The following is a 22952-nucleotide window of genomic DNA, read 5'->3' as shown; positions in this document are numbered from 1 at the left end:
GGGAGGAGAGACAGGCGGAGTGGTACGCCGAAGGTCAACAACCCGAGGAGTTCACGCGGAGCAGATCGACGTGCCGACGGCGCGTCAGCGCATCGCCGGGAGCGTTCGAGGTGATCTGCACTCGTCCATGAAAGCGCACAAAGTCGAGCAAGATGCTCAGGTTTCAGCATCTGGGACGGTCAATCACTGATCGAGACAAACGATCAGATTCGATCATCGGCCGGTTCTGGTCAGATCGTTGAATGCTGCGGCGTCCCCTGCCTACGGTCCTGTGCGTGCTGACTCCCCGCTCTCTCAAGACCGAGTACGCCGTCCGACCGCTCGGTGTCGACGTGAACCGGCCGCGATTCAGTTGGGTCGCCACCGCTCCCGGGTACGGCGCGACGCAGACGGCGTACCAGGTTCTCGTCGCGTCCGCGCCGGAGTTGTTGACTCCGGAGAGCGCGGATGTCTGGGACTCGGGGAAGGTCGACTCGGCGCGGACCTTCGGCATGGAGTACGACGGACCGACGGCGGCGCGGACGCGGTATTACTGGACTGTCCGCTTGTGGGACGACCAGGCTTCGGAGTGGGCTGCACCGGAATGGTTCGAGACCGGTCTGCGCGAGGAAGGCTTCGGGTCGGCACAGTGGATCGGCGGGGCGACCGACAGCGCTCCCCTGCTGCGACGTGGGTTCACCGTCGACGGGACTGTGCGCCGGGCACGGTTGTACGCCAGCGGTCTCGGGTACGCCGACCTGCGGCTCAACGGCCAGGCGGTGAGTGACGCCGTGCTCGATCCTGGCTTCACCGCTTATGACCGCACGGTGCTTTATGTGACGCACGACGTCACCGAGCTCATCACGGCCGGCGACAACGTCGTCGGGGCTGAGCTCGGGCGTGGGTTCTTCGGCCTGACCTCGGTCAATGTCTGGCGTTGGCATCAGGCGCCGTGGACCGCTGACCCGCGGCTGAACGCCCGGCTCGTTGTCGAGTACGACGACGGGCGCGTGGACGAGATCGTCACGGACGAGTCATGGCGCATCACCGGCGGACCGACGCTGTCCGACTCGCTGTACACCGGCGAGACGTACGACGCCCGCCGCGCGCTGCCGGGATGGGACGCGCCCGGGTTCGACGACTCGTCCTGGTCGGCAGCCGCAGTCGTGGAGGCGCCGAAGGGCAAGGTGACCGCGCAGGCGCACGAGCCGATCCGGGTGGTGGAGACTGTGGATCCGGTCGAGGTCACCGAGGTCCGGCCGGGTGTGTGGATCGCGGACTTCGGGCGGACCGTCGCGGGCTGGACCAAACTCTCCGTGACCGCGCCGGCCGGTACGACGATCAGCCTCACGCACGGCGAGACGGTTGCTGATGGCAACGTGGTGGCGGAGAACAGACACGTCGACGGCGATCGGATCCAGCGCGACGAATATGTTGCGGCCGGCAACGGCGCGACCGAGACCTGGGAGCCGCGGTTCTCCTACAAGGGCTTCCGCTACGTGCAGATCGAGGGCGCGCGCGCCGAGGTGCAGATGCGGGTGGTGAACTCGGACGTCAGCAGTGTGACCCAGTTCGCCGCGTCACAGGCGCCTTACGAGCAGTTCGAGCAGGCGATGCGGCGTACGGTCCTGAGCAACCTGCACGGGATCCCTACGGACACGCCGTTCTTCGAGAAGAATGGGTGGACCGGGGACGCGCAGGTGGGTTCGCCGACGATGCTGGCGACGCTCGACCTGGCGCGGTTCTTCACAAAGTGGCTCGGCGACATCCGGGACAGCCAGGCGGACTCTGGGCAGCTGCCGGTGATCGTGCCGTCGAGCGGGTGGGGGTTCACCGACCTGTCCCCCGCGACCGAGTGGCCGACTGTGTATCCGTTCCTGCTGCGCGAGATGTACCGCTGGTACGGCGACGAACGACTGCTCCGCGAGCACTGGGAATCGCTCACGCGCTATCTGTCCTGGGAGCTCGGCCGGGTCGAGGACGGATTGTCGGTGAGTGTGCTCGGCGACTGGCTCCCGCCGGGATACGGGAACGGTCCGGCACCGGAGGACCGGCGGCTGACGGGTACGGCGTACCTGTATCGGGCCGTCGTGGTCGCCGCGGAGATCGGCGAGCTGATTGGTCAGCCCAACGACTATCGGAAGGCCGCCGACGAACTCGCGGACGGGTTGAACCGGGCGTTCCTGGATCGCGAGGCGGGACGGTACCGGTCGGCCGAGGATCCGGACTATCGGCAGACGTCCAACGCCGTGCCGCTCGCGTTCGGGATCGTGCCGGACGACATGGTCGCGAAGGTGGCGGCGGGGCTGGCCGCTGATGTCAAGGCGCGCGGGTTCCATCTCAACACGGGATGCCTGGGCGTCGGCGTACTGCTCCCGGTGCTGACCGCCCACGGGTACGGCGACGTCGCAACCAAGGTCGCGCTGCAACGGAGTTATCCCAGCTGGGGTTACTGGTTCGACCTCGGCGCGGACACGATGTGGGAGATGTGGGAGGACGACTCGCGGTCGCGCAACCACTACTTCCAGGGCACGGTCGTGCAGTGGATCTTCGAGAACGTCGCCGGGTTGCGCGTGGTCGACGCGGGCTGCGAGCGGATCGTGGTCCGGCCGGACGCGCGCGACGAGGTGAACTCGGCGAGCATCCGGACCGAGACGATCCGCGGGCGGGTGTCGGTCTCCTGGCAGCGGACCGGTCGGGTGCTGTCGTTGGAGGTCCAGGTGCCGGTCGGTACGACGGCAGAGGTGCATGTGCCGTCCGCGGCTGCATCGGACGTTGCCGCAGTACCGCAGTCATTTGCCGGCGAGCCGACGTACGACGACGGGTACACGATCTTCACGGTGCCGGCCGGGCAGTGGCACTTCACCAGTCGGTCTGCCCCCTGATGACTACAGCACCTTCGTATAGATGAGATCGCGGACCTCGCGGCCCTCGGCCTGCGCGCGGGACTCGAACTTGGTGACCGGGCGCCAGGCGGGTCGCGGGGCCCAGCCGTCGTACTGGTTGCGCAGAGACGGCTCGGCTTCACACACCGCGAGCATGCGGTCGGCGTAATGCGCCCAGTCCGTTGCCAGGTGCAACGTTCCGCCGGCTTGCAGGCGGGAGGTAACCAAGGCGACGAACGGCGAGCTGACCAGGCGGCGCTTGTGGTGGCGCTTCTTCGGCCACGGGTCCGGGAAATAGATGCGTACGCCGGCGAGTGCGCCCGGCGCGACGTGATCGCGGAGGAAGTCGAGCGCATCGCCCTGCAGCAGCCGGACGTTGTCCAGGTCGTACTTCTCCACCCAGAGCATGAGCTGTCCCAGGCCGGCGGGGTACACCTCGGCGGCCAGATGGTTGACCTCGGGAGCTGCGACGGCGAGCTGCGCGGTCGCCTCGCCCATGCCCGAGCCGATCTCCAGCACGGTAGGCGCTTCCCGGCCGAACCACTCGGCGAGATCCAGCTCACCTGGAGGGAGCTCCTCCTGCGTCCGGCCGAGCTCCGACCAGTGCGTCTGCCAGACCCGCGTCTGCCCAGCCGTCATCCGAACACTCCGCCGGACCGTACTGAAGACGCCCGCCTGCCTGACCTGATCCACTGTTTCCACCACTACGAGTCTATTAGTCGTCCCAGAAGAGGTGGGCGACGGTGTTGTGGGCCCGTCGGGTGGTGCGGAGGTAGTCGTCGGAGAACCGGCTGGATTCGCCGGGCGGGTAGCCGCAGATCTGGGCGACCGCGGCGAGGTCGCGGGGGTCCCGGGGCAGCGAGTCGCTCGGGCGGCCGCGGACGAGCATGATCGCGTTGCGGATGCGGGTCGCCATCTCCCACGCGGCGCGGAGCGTGTCGGCCTCGCTCGGGTCGACGAGGTTGGCGTCCACGCCGGCGTAGAGCGCTCCGAGCGTGCGCGTCGTACGGAGACTGGGAACGCGGTGCGCCTCGCGGAGCTGGAGGAGCTGGACGGTCCATTCGATGTCGGCGAGACCGCCTCGCCCGAGCTTCGTGTGGGTGGCTGGGTCGGCGCCGCGCGGGAGCCGTTCGGCGTCGACGCGGGCCTTGATGCGTCGGATCTCCATCACGTCGCGTTCGCTGATCCCGTTCTCCGGGTAGCGCAGCGGATCGATCAGCTCGCGGAAGGACTGGCAGAGGTCGGGGTCGCCGCACAGCGGGTCGGCCCGCAGCAGGGCTTGCGCCTCCCAGACCGCCGACCATCTTGCGTAGTACGAGGCGTACGACGCGAGTGTCCGCACCAGCGGTCCTTGCCGACCCTCCGGCCGCAGGTCCGCATCGACAACGACCGCCGGATCCGTGCCCGGCAACGCCAGCAGGCGGCGCAGCTCGGTCGCGGCCTGCGTCGCGAAGTCGGTTGCCGCCTTCTCGTCCGCGCCCGGCAACGGGTCGTGGACGAACATCACGTCGGCGTCGCTGCCGTAACCGAGCTCGTGCCCGCCGAACCGGCCCATCGCGACGATCGACATCCGCGTCGGCTCCGGCTCCCCCTTCGCGACGGCTCGCCGCGCGACCTCGAGCGCGGTGGTCAGCGTTCCGACCGAGATGATCGTCAGCGCCTCGCCGACGGTCTCGACGTCGACGAGTCCGGACAGATCGGCCGCCGCGATGCGGAACAGCTCCCGTCGGCGGACTGCCCGGATCGCCTGCACCGCGGCCTCCGGCGTGTCCTGCCGACGGGCAGCCGCGGACATCTCGGCCAGCAGCGCGTCCTGGGTTCGCGGTGCCAGCTCGCGCTCGTCGGCGAGCATCGCGGTTGCCTCGGGTGCGCGCTGCAGCAGGTCGACGGCGTACCGGCCGCTGGCCAGCAGGTGCGCGAGACGTTCGGCCGATGCGCCCTCGTCGCGGAGCTGGCGCAGGTACCACGGTGTCGAGCCGAGCGCGTCGGAGATCGTGCGGAACGCGAGCAGGCCGGCGTCCGGGTCCGGTGATTCGGCGAACCAGCCGAGCATCGCGGGCAGCAACGCCTTCTGGATCGACGAACGCCGCGACACCCCCTCGGACAGCGCCTCGATGTGCCGCAGCGCCGACGCGGGGTCGGCGTACCCGAGCGCGGTCAGCCGCTGCTTGGCCGCTTCCGGCGTCAGACGTACCTCAACCCCTGGGATGCGTGCGACGGCGGCGAGCAACGGCCGGTAGAACAGCTTCTCGTGCAGCCGCCGTACTTCGAGCGCGTGCTTCTTCCAGGCTGCGGTCAGGTCTTTGACCGGGTTCTTCGTGAAGCCGAGCGAGCGGCCGAGACGGCGCAGGTCCGCCTCGTCGTCGGGGACCTGATGGGTACGGCGCAGGCGGTACAGCTGGATGCGGTGCTCCATCAAGCGCAGGAAGCGGTACGCGTCGGCGAGTACGGCGCCGTCGGTGCGTCCGACGTACCCGCCGGTGGTGAGGGACTCGAGCGCGACGAGCGTCGTACCGCTGCGGACCGACTCGTCACTGCGCCCGTGGACGAGCTGCAGGAGCTGTACGGCGAACTCGACGTCGCGCAGCCCGCCGGGACCGAGCTTCAGCTGGCGATCGACATCCGCGGCCGGGATGTGGTCGATGACGCGACGGCGCATCGCCTGCACGTCGTCGACGAAGCCCTCGCGGTCGGCCGCGGACCAGGCGAGGCTGCCGATCCTCTCGGAGTACTCCCGGCCGAGCGCCGCATCGCCCGCGACCGGACGAGCCTTGAGGAGCGCCTGGAACTCCCAGGTCTTGGCCCAGCGCTGGTAGTACGCCAGGTGGCTGTCGAGGGTGCGGACGAGCGGACCCGACTTGCCCTCCGGGCGGAGCGCGGCGTCGACCGGCCAGAGTGTGCCCTCGCCGGTGTGTGCCGAACAGATCCGCATCGTGGCGGCGGCGAGCTGAGTCGCGGTCTTCAGCGCGGGCAGTTCGGGCTCGCCCTCGTGCGGCTCGGCGACGAACAGCACGTCGACATCGCTGACGTAGTTGAGCTCCCGGCCGCCACACTTGCCCATGGCAATGATCGCGAGCCGGCAGTCGGCGGCGCCGGGGTGCGCGGCGAAGTACTCGTTGCGGGCGATGTGCAGCGCGGTCTCGAGCGCTCCGCCGGCCAGATCCGCGAGTACGGCGGCGACCTCGTCGACGAGCAGGCCCTCGGCGAGATCACGCGCGGCCACTCTGAGCAGCAGGCGACGGTACTCGACCCGCAGCGCGTCGATCGGGTTGTCGGCGTCGACCGCCGTGGCGAGCTTGGCGGCGACGTCCTCGATCGACGGGCGGGCACTGGCCAGCGCCGGGTCGGCGAGGTCGTACCAGTGACGCGGGTGTACGGAGAGATGCCGGCCGAGCGCCTCGCTGGCGCCGAGCACGTACACGAGGCGACGGCGGAAGCCCTCGTCCATCTCGAGCGTGCGCGCGAACGCGGCCACGTCGTACCCGTGCCGATGCAGCGCCTCTGCCATCCCGCAGAGCCCGTGCAGCGCGAGGTCCGGGTCGGCCGACTCCCCCAGGGTCGCGATCAGCTGCTCGGTGGCCATCGGACTGTGTGAGTCGAGCGCGTCCAGGTCCTCGAGCATCCCCGCCGCCCGCTGCGGGTCCTCGAACCCGAGCCGGACCAGCCGTCCCTCCCACGACCCTCTCCGACCCTCAGCCACCCTCACAACCTATCCAACCCCGCGTCGCGAGGCTCCTTGGGCACCCCTCGACCGTTGCCGGAGGCGCACAATGGTTGGTGTGTTCACAAAGTCTCAGCTGGATCGCGGGAAGATCGCGAGGAATACACGGTGTCGTGTAGCGGATTCGCTCAGTAGTCGGCATGATGGCTTCTCATGGTCATGATGACGGGGTCGCTCGCGGTGCGCGGGACGGTGCTCTGGCTGACACCCCAGCAGGGCGGGCGAGTGTCTGGTCCGCCGGAGCCGGATTACGACTACGACTACACCGCGACGGCGTACCTCCCGCCCCGAACGCCGGACGACGGCCAAGCCGGGATCGCGCTGCGCCGGTTCGCGCCGGGCGCCTGGCGTACGCCGGCCGAGGGGATTCTCGTTCCGGGCAAGGGAAATCGCGCCCAGCAGGTGATCCCCGGCTGCATCGTGATCATCACCGAAGGCGTCCGCCCGGTCGGGCTGCTCACGGTCGAAGAGGTGCACGCGCTGGCTCCGGACGGTACGCCGATCATTCCTGTCGTCGAGCCTGCTCGCGATGCTGTTGCGGATGCGCCGATGCCGGCTGAACCGCCGTACCGGCACTCGACGGCGGCATCGCGCTGGGCCTCGAAACACGCCTCCGACGACGCACCACCGCAACCCGCCGGAGTCTGAACACACTCTGTTGCATTCTGCACACTCAGTGTTACCTTCGGGACTATGCGTCACTGGAAACGGGTCGTCGCCGTCCTGCTGGTCGCCGCCATCGCGCTAGTCGTCGAAGGCTGGGTCGCCCGCGCCCAGGCCGCCGCATTCTTCAAGAACTGCCGGTACGAGCGAGTGCCCGGCGAGACCGGGCGTCCGCCGTACTCGCTCGCACCGACGATCGGCCTGGTCAAGGTGACCATCCGCACGAACCACGGCGACCTGATCCTCACGCTGGACCGCAGCACGGCACCGTGCGCGGTCCACAGCTTCACCTACCTGGCGGTCAAGCGCTTCTACAACCAGACCGCCTGCCCGCGCCACACCCCAGCGATCCTCGAGTGCGGCACGGGCCGCCCCGGCTACCACTTCGCACCGGAACTAACCGGCCACGAGACCTACCCCCGCGGAACCGTTGCCCTCAGCAACACTCCGCCGGTGGGCAACACCGGCGCCTTCTTCATCCTCGGGGCCGACGCCACCCTCCCGCCAACATCGACGATCATCGGCAAGGTCACCGCAGGCGCAACCGTCCTCGACCGCCTCGCAACCACCCAGCCGGCCACCATCCAGGAAGTCCTGATCGGCTGACCGTTTCCTACAGTTCCCCTGTGAACCGTTCGGAGCTGTGGGGCTGGGAGTGGGATTTCCTGGCGGTCGACAAGACCGGCCAAGTCGCCGTCCTGTCGAGCGCCGGCTACGGCCCGATTCCCCCGGCGGTGCTCGCCGGCCGTGCGAGCGTCGAGCGGGCGATGGACGAGCTCGCCCGGCTGCCCGCGACCACCAACGCAGTGCCTGCGAATCCGGACCGCGACGGCAACTACTCGGACTGGTACGACATCAGTTCGATCTGCTCCGCATCCCACAATCCTTCGCCGAGATCGCGAGCCTGCATCTAGCCGGACCTGAGTGATTTTGCTGATGTGGCGTGGGTTCGGGTGGCCGACGATTCCGGCATGAGCAAAAGCATTCAGCCCCAGCAGACAGCGGCGTTCTACGCGCAGGCAGTCGCATCCTTCGGCATCTCGCTCACGGCGATGACCGTGGGCCTGATCTACTTGCCGGCGCAACCGTGGGTGCGAGCATTCCTGGCCCTCGGCCTGCTGTACGTCGTCACATCAACGGTCGTCCTCTGCAAGGTAGTCCGCGACCGCCAAGAACTCTCCGAAGTAACCACCCGAGTAGACCAAGCCCGCCTAGACAAACTCCTCACCGAACACGACCCCTTCAAAGTCGACGGTTGAGCAAGCGAGAGGCCTGGGATCACTGACGCCCCCAGGCTGCTGAGCAATCCAGTCCGCCAATTTCTTATGAGTTGGCCGTCTCGGGCCAGACGGCTCATGAAGCGCCCAGACGCTCGCGTCGTGCGCACCTCTGAGCTAAATGTGGCCGAGGTGCGCGAGCGCCGATGCCTTCCTGGCACGCGTGGCAGAGTGGCCCAGGACGCGCCGACCGAAAGGAGCCGATAGACGTGCGTGAAACGGATGCCGACCTTCCGGTCGTGGTGCTCTCGGATGGCGTCGTCACTCTCCGCCCTTGGTCGAGGGATGATGCCGGGTTCATGACGGAAGCGTTCGCCGATCCAGCGATCCGACGCTACAACGGCGCCCGCGACCGTCTCGGACGACCGGCGCCGCCGCTCTCGATCGAGGACGCTGAAGCGATCATTGACGAGTTCGCGTCGAGGTGGCGGGCGTTCGGCGCGGCCGAGCCACCATCTGGTGTTGCATTCGCGATCACGGACGCAGCCTCTGGTGACCTGGTCGGCTGCTGCGGCGTCGACGACTGGTCGAAGGCAGACGTAGCGCAGTTCGGCTACTGGATCGGGCCGAGAGCGCGCGGGCGCGGGTACGCGACTCGGGCGGTGGCTCTGCTCACAAGGTGGTTGTTTGAGCTCGGCGCAGCTCGCGCCTTCCTGACAGTCGAGGCGGACAATGAAGCGTCAGCTGCGGTGGCCCGCCGAGCCGGGTTCGTACACGAGGGAACGATGCGCGCACACAGCGTGTGGCAGGGCGAGCGCATCGACGTGATGTGGTTCGCAGCACTGCCGCACGAATGGCCGCGATAAGCGCACACCCGCGGGCGCCAGCCCCAACACCCGGTGGCAGCCGGAGATCCCGACGGTAGCCCGCAACACCCGGCGGCAGCCGGAGATCCGGCGGTAGCTGGAAAACCCGGCGGCAGCCGGAGATCCCCGCGGTAGCCAGGAACCCCGGCGGCAGCCGGCACGGTCCGGCGGTCGCCGGAAGATATGTACGGCGATGAGCCGGGGCGGGTGGGAGCTGCGTTGAGGAGCGGAGCGACGAAGAAGGAAGCGCCTGCGTATCTCGCGGGGGTAAACCACCGTTCCCGCCAACCACGCCCGGCCGCACCACGGTTCACGGCTCACCACCGTTCCTCTCTCGCCACGTCGCCAGCCCCGACACCCGTCACCGCGCACCCAAGCGCCGACCAAACGCGGTCACCGCGCGATAAGCGCGCACCCGCGGGCGCCAGCCCGCAACACCCGGCGGCAGCCGGAAGACCCCGGCGATAGCCGGAAGATCCCGGCGACAGCCGGCACGGTTCGGCGGCAGCCGGAAGGGATGCACGGCGATGAGCCGGGGGCGGGCGGGAGCGCGCGGAGTAGGTGCGCTGAGGAGCGGAGCGACGAAGAAGGCGCCTGCGGAGCACGCGGGCGTGAACCACCCTCCCCAGCGACCCGCCCACACCTGGGAAGACGCCGACCAAACGCGGTCACCGCGCGATAAGCGCGCACCCGCGGGCGCCAGCCCGCAACCCCGGCGACAGCCGGCACAGTCCGGCGACAGCCGGAAGACCCCGGCGACAGCCGGCACAGTCCGGCGACAGCCGGAAGACCCCGGCGGCAGCCGGAAATCCCGGCGACAGCCGGAAGCTCCGGCGACAGCCGGAAGGGATGCACGGCGATGAGCCGGGGGCGGGTGGGAGCGCGCGGAGCAGGTGCGTTGAGGAGCGGAGCGACGAAGAAAGCGCCTGCGGAGCACGCGGGGGAAACCACCCTTCCCCGCGACCCGCTCACGCGGGGGTAGACCACCTCCCCGCGTGCGAACCACCTACAGAACGGGCAGGAGTTTGTTGAGTTCAAAGGGGGTTACCTGGCGGCGGTAGTCCTGCCATTCGGCGCGTTTGTTGCGGAGGAAGAAGTCGAAGACGTGTTCGCCGAGGGTTTCGGCGACCAGCTCACTGTCTTCCATCGCGCTGATGGCTTCGGCGAGGCTGCCGGGAAGGGGCTTGATGCCGAGGGCCTTGCGTTCGCGCGAAGTCAACGACCAGATGTCGTCCTCGACCTCGGCCGGCAGCTCGTAGCCCTCCTCGATCCCCTTCAGCCCAGCAGCAAGCATCAAAGCGAACGCCAGATAAGGGTTGGCAGCCGAGTCCAGCGACCGGAACTCGACCCGGGACGACTGTCCCTTGTGCGGCTTGTACATCGGCACGCGCACCAGCGCCGACCGGTTGTTATGACCCCACGAGATGAACGACGGCGCCTCATCCCCCACGGCCAAGCGCTTGTACGAGTTCACCCACTGGTTGGTCACCGCGGTGATCTCACCCGCGTGCCGCAGCAAACCAGCAATAAAGGCACGCCCGGTCTTCGACAGCTGATACTGCGCCCCGCCCTCGAAGAACGCGTTCCGGTCGCCCTCGAAGAGCGACATATGCGTGTGCATCCCCGACCCAGGCTGGTCCGACAGCGGCTTCGGCATGAACGACGCGTAGATGCCCTGCGACAGCGCCACCTCCTTCACCACGACGCGGAACGTCATGATGTTGTCGGCGGTCGACAGCGCGTCGGCGTACCGCAGGTCGATCTCCTGCTGACCCGGCCCGCCCTCGTGGTGGCTGAACTCGACCGAGATGCCCATCGACTCGAGCATCGTGATCGCCTCGCGGCGGAAGTCGTTCCCGATGCCCTGCGGCGTGTGGTCGAAGTACCCCGACGAGTCGACCGGCTCAGGCGTCGTACCGGGCGCACCGGTGAGCGACCTGAACAGGTAGAACTCGATCTCGGGATGCGTGTAGAACGTGAACCCCAGATCGGCCGCCTTCGACAGCGTCCGCTTCAGCACGTGCCGCGGGTCGGCGAACGACGCGGAGCCGTCGGGCATGTTGATGTCGCAGAACATCCGCGCCGTACCCATGGTCTCGCCGCGCCACGGCAGGATCTGGAACGTCGACGGGTCCGGCTTGGCCAGCATGTCGGCCTCGGTCACCCGGGCGAACCCCTCGATCGCCGACCCGTCGAACCCGAGCCCCTCGGCGAACGCGCTCTCCAGCTCCGCCGGCGCCACGGCCACCGACTTCAGGAACCCGAGTACGTCGGTGAACCAGAGCCGCACGAAACGTACGTCGCGCTCCTCCAGCGCGCGCAGCACGAACTCCTGCTGCTTGTCCATCAATCCACCTCTCACCCAAGTCCGGAACTTCTCACAGTGTGCCCCGCCTCTGTTAAGCAGACGTTACGTGCCCAGGCGGACACAGGCATGCTCAGGGGCCTAGCGTGTTCCCGTGCAGACGATCTTCCATGCGGCGCTCATCGTCGCCGCGGTCCTCTGCCTCAGCGATCTCATCGTCAGTACGGCGCGATTCATCCAGTCACTGCGCCGGAAGCGACCCGCCGAACGGGACGTGCTCGGCCGCCGCTGGCTGCCGGTTCCGGAACTCGGGTTCGGCATGTGCGCGTTCTGCTGCCCCGGCCTGGTGACGCTCGGCCTGACCCATCACGACGCGGACAGTCTGCCGACCACGCGGATCCTCCTCGCCGCCCTGGTCTTCGGGTACGCCGGTGCCGTGCTGTCCCGCATCGTCCGTACTCCGGGACCGGGCGGCCGCCGCTTCCGCCTACGCGCCGGCCTGCTGCTGGGCCTCCCGGCCCTGTTCGGCCTCGTGTTCGGTCTCTCCGGCGTCGTCTGAGCCGACCTCGGCTGACCGAGCCTCGGCTGAGCCGGCCTTGTCCGAGCCGGCCTTGGCTCGGCGGGCCTGGAACCACGGCACGATCCGCTCCAGCGGAGCGAACGCGAGCCAGCAGACCACCGTCGGCAGGAAGTGGATCAGCAGGATCGCCGTGTTCGCCGCATGGAACCCGAGGAAGAACAGGGCTCCGAACAACTGCCACCGCCCCTTGAGCCACAGGATCACCGGCGAACAGAACTCCCCGATGATCCCGACCCACTGCATCATGTGCAGCACCCACGGATAGTTCAGCAGCCACTCCCCGACCGGATGCGGCCGCCGCACGATCGCCCAGGTCAGTACGGCGCTCCCGGGCCACGTCAGCGCCCATCCGGCACTGCGCAGTTTCGCGATCGAGGACAGGAAGTACGTCGCGATCACGCAGATCTGCACACACCGAATCGCCCATCCAGCTGCCTCGGACCGCGTCTGATCGCCGTACGACGCAAGGCCGCGCCGTGCACCGCCGACGGTCGGGAGGACCCACAGCGCGATCACCAGCGCGAGGTGGTCGTGGTCGACCTTGCCGTCGCTCATCCCGATCAGGACCCACCAGGTGAACGCCGGCGCGACGATCCAGCCGGCGATCCGCGGGAAGTAGTTCGTCGCACCGATCAGGCAGGCGACGATCAGCACGACGTACAGCGCGGTCGTGTTCGCGACCGACGGCTTCGGAAGATCCAGCAAGCGGGCCAGCAGCAACGGTTGGTACAGACCGGGGTGCTCACCCTTGTCGCGGGTGTCGCGGACGAACGCGTGCATGTCGAGGATGACGAACAGGTACAGGACCGTCCGCAACCACGCGATCCGCGCCAAGGCGATCGCCGGCGTGAACCAGTTGACCACCTTCACTTACCCACCTCCCACGTCGCCAGCACCTGGGACGTCGGAGGTCCTTCGACCCGGCCCTTGACCAGCTGGGTGGTGTCGCGGATCAGCTCGAGCTTCACGTACTTCGGCTGGTCTGGATGTTTGCGCGCCCACCCGTCCGCGACCTGCTGCAGCAGCGACGGGTTCTTCACGATCTCGCCGGTCCGCGCCTCGATCTCGGCGCGGGCGACGCCGGCGCCCTCGATGTTGAGCGGCACGTCGACCGTCGTACCGGCATCGGTGAGCGCACTGATCCTGGTGTAGTCGATCTTGGCGTCGTCGGGGACCGACATCGCGTACTGCGACATCGGCCCGAACGGCCACGCGTCGTCGGAAGCGCGCACCGATCCGTTGATCAGCAGACCGATGCCGACCACGGCGACAAGGACCCGCAAACCCTTGCCGACCGGGCCGGAACGCACGACGGCATCGGTTTGCCGGCCCTCCTGACTCTGTGTCACCACGTCATTAGATCATTCCGGTTTGGAGGCCTTCTTCGTAGGGAATTTTCTACAGCATGACCGCCCCAGAAAATATCCAACGCGCCCGGGTCTCCCGGCGTACGTTGCTCGGCGCGAGCGCCGGCGGCGTACTGCTCGGCGGCGCCCTGGCCGGAGCCATGCCCACAACAGCGCTCGCCGCCCCCGCGCCGCGCTGTTACACGCGGACCGAGTGGTCGGCGCGCCCGCCCAAGTCGGCGACCCAGGTGATCGGCAAGCCCGACCACATCGTCATCCACCACACCGCGAGCCCGAACGTCACGGACTACTCGCTCGCGGCGGCGTACTCGGTCCAGCACTGGATCCAGGACCTGCACATGGACACCAACGGCTGGATCGACATCGGCAACCAGCTCACGATCAGCCGCGGCGGATTCCTGATGGAGGGCCGGAGCAAGTCGTTGTCGGCGATCAACAACGGCCAGAACGTGCTCGGCGCACAGACCGCGAACCAGAACAGCCACACGATCGGCATCGAGCACGAGGGCATCTACGTCACCGAGAACGTGACGGTCGCGTTGTTCGACATGTCTGTGCTGACCTGCGCGTGGCTGTGCACGAAGTACGGTCTCGATCCGCATGTCGCGATCGTCGGGCACCGGGACTACAACACGACGCAGTGCCCGGGTGACGTGTTCTACGCGCGGTTGCCTGAGCTCCGCGACAGAGTGGCCGCTGTTCTCTTCGGTTGATAAGTGATTCTCCGGATCAGGAGCTCGAACGGCCCGCGGTAGTTCGCCCGCCGCATCCGGTCGGCGAGCAGGACGGTCGCGAGCCAGGTCGCGACGGCGAGAAGTGCCGTCGTGGTTGTGGTGAGCGTATGCGAGAGGTTGAGCAGGTACGGCGTGAACGCGACGGCCCACACGACCGATTGGGACAGGTAACACGTCAGCGAGCGTTGCCCGACAGCTGCGATCGCCAGGGAGACCGGGCCCTGGCGATCGCCCACTCGGCGGGCGATCAGGACGATCAATGCGGCGTACCCGAAGCCGCCGAGGACGCCCGTTGCGTCGTGCAACGGACCGAGGATGCTCAGCGCGTGGTCGCTCGGTCGGGTCAGTACGCCGCCGACGACCAGTGAGACCGGGAGTGCGCCGACGACGGCGATCGTGAGGCCGAGGAGTGCCGTCGTACGGAGCAGGGTGAGGTGCTGCGCCGGCCGTTCGAGGATGCGGCGGCGGCCGGCCCACAGGCCGATCAGGAACGGCGTGACGAACCCGATCCAGCCGAGGCCGGCGATGAACGGCTGTACGACGATGCGGTCGGCGAACTGGCCGAGGAAGTGCGGCGGGAGCATCGCCGGATCGGCGGCGTCGGACGAGGTCGCGAGCGAGTCCTCGCTCGGCAGCGAGGTGAGGATAAGGACGAACGCGGCGACGATGAACAGCCAGCGGTCCTTCCAGCGCAAGGCCCAGACGCCGAGGAACAGGAGGACGCCGTACGCCGCGAGGATGTCCCCGATGTAGAGCAACATCGCGTGCAGGAAGCCGAGCACGACCAGGACGAGGCTGCGCCGCCAGAGCAGGGTTCGGATCGGCCACCAGTCCTTGCCGGATTCTCGTTGGCGGCGGACGATCTGCGCGACGCCGTACCCGAAGAGCACGCCGAACATCGGGAACGCGCGGCCGTCGACGAAGGTCGAGATCAGCAGGCCGACGACGCGATCGGGTGCAGAGCCGCCGGTCGGGAAACCGCCGAAGACGCGGTCGCTGTAGACGAAGTAGTGCGAGTTGGCGAGGGCGATGAACAGCAGCATGAATCCGCGCGCGAGGTCCGGGCCGAGGGCTCGCTCGCTCAGCCCGGTCGGTCCGGCTTGGGTGCTCATGGCACCAGTCAATGCGAGCCGGACCGGTGCCGCGTCCATCCAAAGTTCCTGCGCACGTGAACCTTCGTCGCTGTTCCATAGGCGGGTGCACGAGGAAGCCCTGACCCGCTGGCAACGCGGATGGTCCGCGTCGCGCGGGTGGACCGACTACCAAGAGGTCGACGACGTCACCGTCGTACGCGTCGGCGAACCGGAGCGACGGGTCGAGTACGTCGCCACGGAAGCGAACGCGACCGCCGCCGCGCATCTCGCCCTGACCGACAGCCATCCAGCTGGCACGTCGTGGCTGGCGATCACCACCGACGACCCGGCCCGCCTCGCCGCCAACCTCAAGCCCCTCGAGGCGCTCCGCACCGAATGGCTGATGACGATCGCCTTGGCGGATCAGGCGTCGTACCCCGTGCCCGCGCCGTACCGCCTCGAGGTCTCCGTGACCCCGTCCATCATCGACGCCCAGATCTGCGGGTACGGCGAAATCGCCGCCACCGGCCGCATGGCCGTCCTCCACACCGGCGCCGTCGCCGACCTCATCACCACCGCCCCCGCCCACCGCCACCGAGGCCTGGCCAAAGCCCTCATGACCGCCCTGGCCCAATCCACCCCCACCCCCACCGCCTACCTCTCAGCCTCCCCCCAAGGCCGCCCCCTCTACGAATCCCTCGGCTGGACCACACTCACTCCCCTCCTCATCGCCCGCACCTCACCCCCCGCCGCCGTGGGATCACGTCGAGCGGATGCGGAGTGAGTATGCGCGGTTGGACCGCGAACGGCTGACGCTGGATGCGGTGGATTCGTTGAGTGGGAACCTTCTTCGGGTCGGTGCGTACATTCGGCGTACGTAAGAGGTTGGTGAGGGGCGTGGGGATGAGCGGGGGGACCCAGTAATGTGCTCCCGTGCCTCAACTCCGAGTTGCTCTTGCTCAGCTGAATGTGACCGTGGGTGACATTGCTGGGAACGCCGACAAGATCGTCGCGTGGACCCGCAATGCGGTCGAGCAAGGTGCGCATGTGGTGGCCTTCCCCGAGCTCGGGCTGACGGGCTATCCGGTGGAGGACCTGGCGCTGCGGGCGTCGTTCGTGGATGCGTCGCAGAGCCGGATCCACGACCTCGCGCAGCGGCTCGCCGACGAGGGGCTCGGGGACATCGTCGTGGTCGTCGGGTACCTCGACCGAGCCAGCGGTACGGCGATGGGCGTCGACCGGCTCGGCCGGCCGAAGGGCTCCCCCACCAACTCCGCCGCGGTGATCCACCAGGGCCGGGTCGTCACCAGCGCGGTGAAGCACCACCTGCCGAACTACGGCGTCTTCGACGAGTTCCGGCACTTCGTTCCCGGCAACACCCTGCAGGTGATCCGGATCCACGGCATCGACGTCGCGCTGGTGATCTGCGAGGACCTCTGGCAGGACGGCGGCCCCGCTGCGGTCACCCACGAAGCGGGCGCCGGTCTCCTGCTCGTGATCAACAGCTCGCCGTACGAGGCGAACAAGGACGACCTTCGCGGCGACCTGGTACGGCGTCGTGCCCGCGAGGCCGGCTGTGCGCTCGCGTACGTGAACCTCGTCGGCGGGCAGGACGAGCTCGTCTTCGACGGCGACTCGCTGGTGGCCGATGCCGACGGCAAGGTGTTCGCCCGCGCCCCGCAGTTCGAGCAGGGCAGCATGATCGTCGACCTGGACCTCCCGGCCCCGTCCGGTACGCCGGAGGGCACCTACGAAGGCATCGAGATCGTCCACACCGTCCTGCACGAGGACCCGGTCGAGGCGTACGAGGCGATGGAGCCGGTGATCGCCCCGCAGCTGTCCGACGAGGCCGAGATGTACGCCGCGATCGTGACCGGCCTGCGCGACTACGTCCAGAAGAACTGCTTCAAGTCCGTCCTGCTCGGACTGTCCGGCGGTATCGACTCGTCGCTGGTTGCCGCGATCGCCTGCGACGCGATCGGCGCCGAGCACGTCTTCGGGATCTCGAACCCAAGCATCTACTCCAGTGACCACTCCAAGGACGACGCCGCCGAGCTCGCCGCGCGCACCGGACTGAACTACCGCGTCGTGCCGATCCAGCCGATGGTGCAGCCGTTCCTCGACACGCTCGGCCTGACCGGGCTGGCCGAGGAGAACCTGCAGGCCCGCGTCCGCGCCGTGGTCTGGATGGGCCTGTCGAACGCCGACGGTCACCTGGTACTTGCCTGCGGCAACAAGTCGGAGCTGTCCGTCGGCTACTCCACCATCTACGGCGACGCGGTCGGCGGGTACGCGCCGTTGAAGGACCTGCCGAAGACACTCGTCTGGCGGCTCGCGAAGTGGCGCAACGCGGACGCCAAGGAGAAGGGGCAGCAGCCCCCGATCCCGGAGAACGCGATCGCCAAACCCCCGTCCGCCGAGCTTCGCCCGGGGCAGCAGGACACCGACTCGCTGCCGCCGTACGACCTGCTCGACGACATGCTGGACGACTACGTCGAGCAGGACCGCGGCAGTGCGGAACTCGTCGCTGCCGGGTTCGACCCGGAGCTGGTCACGAAGGTGATCCAGCTCGTCGACCGCGCGGAGTACAAGCGCCGGCAGTACCCACCGGGCCCGAAGCTGACCCACAAGGCCTTCGGCCGGGACCGCCGGTTGCCGATCACGAACGCATGGCGTGAGGACGCACGGAAGGCAGCCGAGCACTGAGCGACTCCTGGCGGTACCGCCCATCCCAAGATTCCCCGTGGGGCTCGTCGGACGAGACCCACGACCGCTCCGGCCTGCCCCGCGACACCTACCCGGACGATGTGAGCGATCGCTCACCGTCAGCCGGTGGCGCTCACCCTCCGCAACGGTGGGACGATGGCGGCATGGTTGACAACTTCCTGTCGGCCGGTACCCAGGACGACGACGAGGAGCTGCCCTCGCCGTACGGGACCGGACCGAAGAATCGGACAACCGACGAACACCGACGCTCGGACTACGACAACGACACCTGGCGGGACCGTGGCTCCGGCGGTTCCGGACTCGGTCTCGACCCGTCGCCGTCGCTGCCGAACGCACCGCGGACCTACGAGCGCGGCCCGGTGCCGCAGCAGCCGTACGTCCCGAAGCCGCCGTACCTGCCGAGCGCACCGCCGCCGCCACAGCACCAGCCGCGGCCGCAACCGCCGCAGCGGCCCGAGCGGCCCGAGTACTACGGGGAATCGCGGGACGACTCGTACGAGCGGCCCGGGTACCAGGGCGAGAGTCCGTTCCGCCCGCAGCAGCCACCGCAGCCGCCCCAGCAGGGACGGCCTAGTCCGTTCGGTCCGGGGAGCAACGGCGTACGTGCGCCGCAGGGCCAGCCTGGTCAGCCCGGCCAGCCTGGTCCGCAGGCACCGCGGCCGCCGGCTCCGCCGCAGCCGCAGCCGAGCAACGGCGTGACACCACGACCGCCGCATGCGTCCAACGGCAGCGCGAACTGGAGCAGTCCGGCGCCGCAGCCCGCTCCTCCACCGCCGCCGGCCCAGAGCAACGGGTACGCGTCCAGTAATGGGTTGAGTAACGGGCTCGGTCCGCAGCAGCAGCCGCCGCGTCAGGTACCGCCGGCGCAGGATCAAACTGCGCAGGAACCGGTACAGCGCCTCGAGCCACCGCGCCAGGAGCAGCCGCGTCCCGAGCAGGTTCCCTCGCACGAGCAGCGGGCCCGGCAGGAATTCGCTGCGCTGCAAGCCCAACTGGCCAGGCAGGAACAAGAGCGTGCCTCCCGGCAGGAGCAACCGCCGACACAGGAGCACGCACCGCGGCAGGAGCAAGCGCCGCGGCAAGAGCAAGCGCCGCGGCGCGACGACGCCCCGCGGCAGGAGCAGGGCAATGGATACCTGTCCGACCCGAGTGCGGAGTACGAGAGCAACGCGCCGGTGAGCGAAGAGCCTGACGGACAACGCCCGGTTGGTGCGCGGCGTCGGGCGAATGTGCAGCAGGACGCACCGAGTCAGATTCCGGCCGAGCCGGTCTCCACGCATCGGGCCGCGCGTCGCGCGCAGGTGTCGGCGAGCACGGCTGCCGGAGCCGAAGGCCCATCCGCGGCCGGCGGCAACCAGTCGGCGCCGGGTGGTTCGACCGACGCGAGCAAGCGACCGCGACGGTACCGCGTCCACCATCTGCGCGACTTCAAGAACCGCGGCGAGAAGTGGGCGATGCTGACGGCGTACGACCAGTACACCGCCGAGATCTTCGACCAGGCGGGGATTCCGGTGCTGCTCGTCGGCGACTCGGCCGCGAACAACGTCTTCGGCTACGAGACGACGCTGCGCGTGACCGTCGACGAGTTGATCCCGTTGGCTCGTGCGGTCGCGGGCGCGGTGGAGCGAGCGCTCGTCGTCGCGGACCTTCCGTTCGGTTCGTACCAGGCGTCGCCGGAGCAGGCGTTCCACACCGCCGTGCGGTTCATGAAGGAAGCCGGCGTGCACGCAGTCAAGCTCGAGGGCGGCCGGAACATGGTGCCGATGGTCGAGAAACTCACGCAGTCGGGCATCCCGGTGATGGCCCATATCGGCTTCACGCCGCAGAGCGAGCACAGCATCGGCGGGTACCGCGTACAGGGTCGCGGCGATCAGGCCGCGGGTCTGATCGACGACGCCGTCGCGTTGGCCGAAGCCGGTGCGTTCTCGGTGGTCCTGGAAATGGTTCCGGGCGATGTCGCCGCGGAGATCACCAAACGCGTCCCGATCCCGACGATCGGCATCGGCGCGGGTCGCGACACCGACGCGCAGGTCCTCGTCTGGCAGGACATGGCCGGTCTCCGCTCAGGCAGCATGCCGCGCTTTGTCAAGCAGTACGCCGACCTGCGCGGCATCCTCTCCACCGCCGCGTCGACGTACGCCTCGGAGGTCGCATCGGGCGCCTTCCCGGGAGACGAACACACCTTCTAGGCAACTCATCGTGCTCTCCGGGTAGCTCTCCGGATACCCCCGCGAACCCTTGTTCCCCCAGGTTTCGCGGGTTCACGATGTTTGCGGCAAAAGGGGAGGGCCGATGAGAATTCGTCGATTGATTGTTGCCGCAGGCGTCTCGTTCGCACTGATAGGTGGGGTAATCAGCTCCATTCCGGCCGCGAGCGCAGTACCGTCCGGTTCGTCCGTTCATCAGCCGGCGAGCTACACGCCACCGCCGGTCCAATGGGGCGCGTGCGCAAGTGCGACGCTCGCCAAGCGGAACGCGCAATGCGGGTTCGTCGTGGTGCCACTGGACTACGACCACCCGAACGGAACGAAGATCAAGCTCGCGGTGTCGCGGGTGCTGCACAAAACACCGGATTCGCAGGCACAGGGTCCGATGCTGGTCAACCCGGGCGGACCGGGCGGTTCCGGATTGGTCTACGCGATCTTCGGTGAGTTCGTGCCGAACGGCGCCGGCGACGCCTACGACTGGATCGGTTTCGATCCGCGCGGTGTCGGTTCGAGCCAGCCGGCTCTGAGCTGCATCCCGGACTACGCCGGCTACAACCGTCCGTTCTACGTCCCGGTGACACCGAAACTCGAGCAGATCTGGATCAACCGGTCGAAGGCCTACGCGAAGGCCTGCGACAGCGCACAGCACGCGCTGCTCGGTCACCTGACCACGCTCGACTCGGTCCGCGACATGGAGAGCATCCGCAAGGCTCTCGGCGCACCGCAGATCAACTACTACGGCTTCTCGTACGGCACGTACCTCGGACAGGTCTACGGCACGCTGTACCCGAACCGCTTCCGTCGCGTCATCTTCGACGGCGTCGTCAACGCGACCCGCGTCTGGTACAAGGCCAACCTCGACCAGGACTTCGCCTTCAACAAGAGCGTGAAGGTGTTCTTCGCGTACGTCGCCGCGCACAACTCCGTCTGGCATCTCGGCACCACCGAGCGCGCCGTCGAACTGCGGTACTACGCCGAGATGTACAAACTCATCCGCCATCCCGCGGATGGCAAGATCGGACCGGACGAGTGGAACGACATCTTCACCCAGGCGGCGTACTACGTGTACGGCTGGGTGGACATCGCGAGTGCCTTCGCGGCGTGGGTCCACGACCGCAACGCCGCTCCCCTGGTCGCCCTCTACGGCTCCCCGCCGTTCGACGACAACGGGTACGCCGTGTACCTCGGGGTGTCCTGCACCGACGCGAAGTGGCCGACCAACTGGAACATCTGGCGCCGTGACAACTGGCGCGTCTACGCCAAAGCGCCGTTCCTGACCTGGAACAACGCGTGGTTCAACGCACCCTGCGCCTTCTGGCCCGCGAAGGCCGGCCACCCGGTGAAGGTCGACGGCCGTCAAGTCCAGAGCGCGCTGCTGATCAACGAGACTCTCGACGCGGCAACGCCGTTCTCGGGCGCCTTGCAGACCCGCAAGACGTTCCCGCACTCGGTGCTGATCGAGGGCGTCGGCGGTACGACGCACGCCGGTTCGCTGTCCGGTGTGGCGTGCACCGACGACCGCATCGTGGCCTACCTGCAGACCGGTGCGCTGCCGGCTCGCCGGCCGGGCAACCAGTCCGACGTCAAGTGCCCGCCGGTGCCGGCTCCGCAGCCGGACGCCGCGCTGACCGCGACGACCAAGTCCAGCGGTGCCACGGCGGCGCTTCGGGAGCAGCTCAGATCCACGGTAGGGCCGAGCGTTCGGTCCAGTACTCCTCGGGCTGCTGGGTGAACTCGGTCAACGGTCCGTCAACGCGATAGGCGAGGTTGCTCGCCAGTTGGGAAGCAGTCGTGGCTCCACTGAGGACGATGTCCGCCCACGGTTGAGCCATGGCTGCACCGATCGCCAACGCGTCAGGAGCAATGCCGCGCTGGTGCGCGAACTCGTTGAAGGGCGTCTCGCCGGCACGGCTGGTGAGGCGCCCGTTCGCGACCGCCTCCTTCACGACGACGAACCAGCCTGCGTCGTGAGCCTCGGCTAGAGCGTGGCCGGCGGAAGGCTCCAGCACGTTCCAGGTCGCTTGGACGGCGGAGAACGGCGTACCGAGGTTGACTGCTCTGCGGAGAGTCTCGGCCTGGCGCGGGCCGCTGGTGGACAGTCCGACGCGAACACCGGAGTCGGTGAGTTCGCGGAGACGGTCGAGCAAACGCTTGTCGTCGAGCGCCGGGCTGTCGGCGGTCAGGCTGTGGACGAGGTAGATGTCCGGCGGTCCGCCCAGTGCTTGCAGGGTCTCCGGCCATTGCCGTTCGAACGTGGCGAGGTCGTGGCTCTTCACCTCGTGCGTGTCCGCGTCGGGCCGCCACTCACCGACGTACGTGTAGCCCCACTTCGATCCGACCGTGAGGTGCGTACGACGCTCCGGCGTCAGCCATTCCCCGAGGAACTTCTCGGCAAGACCATAGGAACGCGCGGCGTCGAAGTACCGAACTCCGGCCTGCCAGGCCTGCTCGAGCAGCTCGTGGGTGCGGACCCGAAGGTCCTCGACCGCCCGTCCCGGCGGGAGATCCTCGTCGTGCCCGAGGTTGATGTACCCCGGACGACCCAGCGCCGCCAGCCCAAGACCGATACTCGCCATGCCATCGATCGTAGATGTCCCCGGCAACCATGCGAGACGCGCCGCAGGGCCC

20 protein-coding genes are annotated in these 22952 nt (G+C 68.4%); 12 read left to right on the top strand and 8 right to left on the bottom strand.

The features are described 5' to 3' along the window. Positions 1-34: 34 nt before the first annotated feature. Positions 35-121, bottom strand: coding sequence for a putative leader peptide (locus AB0J62_RS09660; RefSeq protein WP_363867744.1), 87 nt, complete (start codon positions 119-121; stop codon positions 35-37). Between the two features lie 154 nt (positions 122-275). On the opposite strand from AB0J62_RS09660, the gene AB0J62_RS09655 reads away from it, so the two are divergent. Beyond that, positions 276-2864 (top strand): family 78 glycoside hydrolase catalytic domain, encoded by a 2589-nt coding sequence (locus AB0J62_RS09655; RefSeq protein WP_363866549.1) that lies wholly within the window; start codon positions 276-278, stop codon positions 2862-2864. Between the two features lie 3 nt (positions 2865-2867). On the opposite strand, the gene trmB is transcribed toward AB0J62_RS09655, so the two are convergent. Beyond that, positions 2868-3503 (bottom strand): tRNA (guanosine(46)-N7)-methyltransferase TrmB, encoded by a 636-nt coding sequence (gene trmB, locus AB0J62_RS09650; protein WP_363866546.1) that lies wholly within the window; start codon positions 3501-3503, stop codon positions 2868-2870. Positions 3504-3579: 76 nt separating this feature from the next. Beyond that, a complete protein-coding gene (locus AB0J62_RS09645; RefSeq protein ID WP_363867741.1) occupies positions 3580-6486 on the bottom strand; it encodes a bifunctional [glutamine synthetase] adenylyltransferase/[glutamine synthetase]-adenylyl-L-tyrosine phosphorylase in 2907 nt (968 codons plus the stop codon). A gap of 252 nt (positions 6487-6738) precedes the next feature. Between AB0J62_RS09645 and AB0J62_RS09640 the strand changes: the two genes are divergently transcribed. The 5 genes from AB0J62_RS09640 (at position 6739) to AB0J62_RS09620 (ending at position 9331) form a co-directional block, all read left to right on the top strand. Continuing rightward, positions 6739-7233 (top strand): hypothetical protein, encoded by a 495-nt coding sequence (locus AB0J62_RS09640; protein WP_363866543.1) that lies wholly within the window; start codon positions 6739-6741, stop codon positions 7231-7233. Between the two features lie 45 nt (positions 7234-7278). Then, on the top strand, positions 7279-7854 hold the full coding sequence (locus AB0J62_RS09635) for a peptidylprolyl isomerase (protein ID WP_363866540.1): 576 nt from the start codon (positions 7279-7281) through the stop codon (positions 7852-7854). A 20-nt stretch (positions 7855-7874) separates the two neighbouring features. Beyond that, positions 7875-8162: a hypothetical protein gene (locus tag AB0J62_RS09630; RefSeq protein WP_363866537.1), complete on the top strand. Its 288-nt coding sequence runs from the start codon at positions 7875-7877 to the stop codon at positions 8160-8162. Positions 8163-8219: 57 nt separating this feature from the next. After that, the gene (locus AB0J62_RS09625; RefSeq protein ID WP_134097771.1) at positions 8220-8507 is read left to right on the top strand and encodes a YiaA/YiaB family inner membrane protein; all 288 of its coding nucleotides are present in this window, start codon (positions 8220-8222) and stop codon (positions 8505-8507) included. 227 nt (positions 8508-8734) lie between these two features. Continuing rightward, a complete protein-coding gene (locus AB0J62_RS09620) occupies positions 8735-9331 on the top strand; it encodes a GNAT family protein (protein ID WP_363866532.1) in 597 nt (198 codons plus the stop codon). 1006 nt (positions 9332-10337) lie between these two features. On the opposite strand, the gene glnA is transcribed toward AB0J62_RS09620, so the two are convergent. Beyond that, complete coding sequence (glnA, locus tag AB0J62_RS09615; RefSeq protein WP_363866529.1) at positions 10338-11678, bottom strand: type I glutamate--ammonia ligase; 1341 nt, start codon at positions 11676-11678, stop codon at positions 10338-10340. Between the two features lie 112 nt (positions 11679-11790). Here glnA and AB0J62_RS09610 point away from each other — a divergent pair, with 112 nt between their 5' ends. Continuing rightward, a complete protein-coding gene (locus tag AB0J62_RS09610) occupies positions 11791-12195 on the top strand; it encodes a hypothetical protein (protein ID WP_363866527.1) in 405 nt (134 codons plus the stop codon). On the opposite strand, the gene AB0J62_RS09605 is transcribed toward AB0J62_RS09610, so the two are convergent. Further along, entirely contained in the window at positions 12124-13086 is a 963-nt protein-coding gene (locus AB0J62_RS09605; protein ID WP_363866524.1) for an HTTM domain-containing protein, read from the bottom strand. The genes AB0J62_RS09610 and AB0J62_RS09605 overlap by 72 nt on opposite strands. After that, positions 13083-13565: a hypothetical protein gene (locus AB0J62_RS09600; RefSeq protein WP_363866521.1), complete on the bottom strand. Its 483-nt coding sequence runs from the start codon at positions 13563-13565 to the stop codon at positions 13083-13085. Before AB0J62_RS09600 ends, AB0J62_RS09605 begins: the two co-directional genes overlap by 4 nt. Before the next feature lie 56 nt (positions 13566-13621). Between AB0J62_RS09600 and AB0J62_RS09595 the strand changes: the two genes are divergently transcribed. After that, the gene (locus AB0J62_RS09595) at positions 13622-14296 is read left to right on the top strand and encodes a peptidoglycan recognition family protein (RefSeq protein ID WP_363866518.1); all 675 of its coding nucleotides are present in this window, start codon (positions 13622-13624) and stop codon (positions 14294-14296) included. On the opposite strand, the gene AB0J62_RS09590 is transcribed toward AB0J62_RS09595, so the two are convergent. Further along, positions 14242-15429 carry a DUF418 domain-containing protein gene (locus AB0J62_RS09590; protein WP_363866515.1) on the bottom strand — a complete coding sequence of 396 codons (1188 nt, stop codon included), beginning with the start codon at positions 15427-15429 and terminating at the stop codon, positions 14242-14244. The two genes, AB0J62_RS09595 and AB0J62_RS09590, sit on opposite strands and share 55 nt — an antisense overlap. An 85-nt stretch (positions 15430-15514) precedes the next feature. Between AB0J62_RS09590 and AB0J62_RS09585 the strand changes: the two genes are divergently transcribed. The 4 genes from AB0J62_RS09585 to AB0J62_RS09570 all read left to right on the top strand — a co-directional run bounded on the left by AB0J62_RS09585 (position 15515) and on the right by AB0J62_RS09570 (position 22056). Further along, positions 15515-16174 carry a GNAT family N-acetyltransferase gene (locus AB0J62_RS09585; protein ID WP_363866512.1) on the top strand — a complete coding sequence of 220 codons (660 nt, stop codon included), beginning with the start codon at positions 15515-15517 and terminating at the stop codon, positions 16172-16174. Positions 16175-16323: 149 nt separating this feature from the next. Then, positions 16324-18096, top strand: a complete 1773-nt coding sequence (locus tag AB0J62_RS09580; protein ID WP_363866509.1) for an NAD+ synthase — start codon at positions 16324-16326, stop codon at positions 18094-18096. Between the two features lie 164 nt (positions 18097-18260). Then, the gene (gene panB / locus AB0J62_RS09575; protein WP_363866506.1) at positions 18261-20306 is read left to right on the top strand and encodes a 3-methyl-2-oxobutanoate hydroxymethyltransferase; all 2046 of its coding nucleotides are present in this window, start codon (positions 18261-18263) and stop codon (positions 20304-20306) included. Positions 20307-20409: 103 nt separating this feature from the next. Next, complete coding sequence (locus tag AB0J62_RS09570) at positions 20410-22056, top strand: alpha/beta fold hydrolase (protein ID WP_363866503.1); 1647 nt, start codon at positions 20410-20412, stop codon at positions 22054-22056. On the opposite strand, the gene AB0J62_RS09565 is transcribed toward AB0J62_RS09570, so the two are convergent. After that, positions 22001-22900, bottom strand: coding sequence for an aldo/keto reductase (locus AB0J62_RS09565; RefSeq protein ID WP_363866500.1), 900 nt, complete (start codon positions 22898-22900; stop codon positions 22001-22003). The genes AB0J62_RS09570 and AB0J62_RS09565 overlap by 56 nt on opposite strands. Positions 22901-22952: the final 52 nt, after the last annotated feature.

Origin of the sequence: Kribbella sp. NPDC049584 (assembly GCF_040675555.1) — a bacterium.
Taxonomy (GTDB): Bacteria; Actinomycetota; Actinomycetes; order Propionibacteriales; family Kribbellaceae; genus Kribbella.
This window is presented reverse-complemented; position numbering and strand designations above follow the sequence as displayed.

Bases quoted from the DNA above. Each gene is read 5' to 3' on its own strand.
- trmB (WP_363866546.1), bottom strand. From the start codon at position 3,503: ATGACGGCTGGGCAGACGCGGGTCTGGCAGACGCACTGGTCGGAGCTC.
- AB0J62_RS09645 (WP_363867741.1), bottom strand. From the start codon at position 6,486: ATGCTCGAGGACCTGGACGCGCTCGACTCACACAGTCCGATGGCCACC.
- AB0J62_RS09640 (WP_363866543.1), top strand. From the start codon at position 6,739: ATGGTCATGATGACGGGGTCGCTCGCGGTGCGCGGGACGGTGCTCTGG.
- AB0J62_RS09635 (WP_363866540.1), top strand. From the start codon at position 7,279: ATGCGTCACTGGAAACGGGTCGTCGCCGTCCTGCTGGTCGCCGCCATC.
- AB0J62_RS09625 (WP_134097771.1), top strand. From the start codon at position 8,220: ATGAGCAAAAGCATTCAGCCCCAGCAGACAGCGGCGTTCTACGCGCAG.
- glnA (WP_363866529.1), bottom strand. From the start codon at position 11,678: ATGGACAAGCAGCAGGAGTTCGTGCTGCGCGCGCTGGAGGAGCGCGAC.
- AB0J62_RS09595 (WP_363866518.1), top strand. From the start codon at position 13,622: ATGACCGCCCCAGAAAATATCCAACGCGCCCGGGTCTCCCGGCGTACG.
- AB0J62_RS09590 (WP_363866515.1), bottom strand. From the start codon at position 15,429: ATGAGCACCCAAGCCGGACCGACCGGGCTGAGCGAGCGAGCCCTCGGC.
- panB (WP_363866506.1), top strand. From the start codon at position 18,261: ATGGTTGACAACTTCCTGTCGGCCGGTACCCAGGACGACGACGAGGAG.
- AB0J62_RS09570 (WP_363866503.1), top strand. From the start codon at position 20,410: ATGAGAATTCGTCGATTGATTGTTGCCGCAGGCGTCTCGTTCGCACTG.
- AB0J62_RS09565 (WP_363866500.1), bottom strand. From the start codon at position 22,900: ATGGCGAGTATCGGTCTTGGGCTGGCGGCGCTGGGTCGTCCGGGGTAC.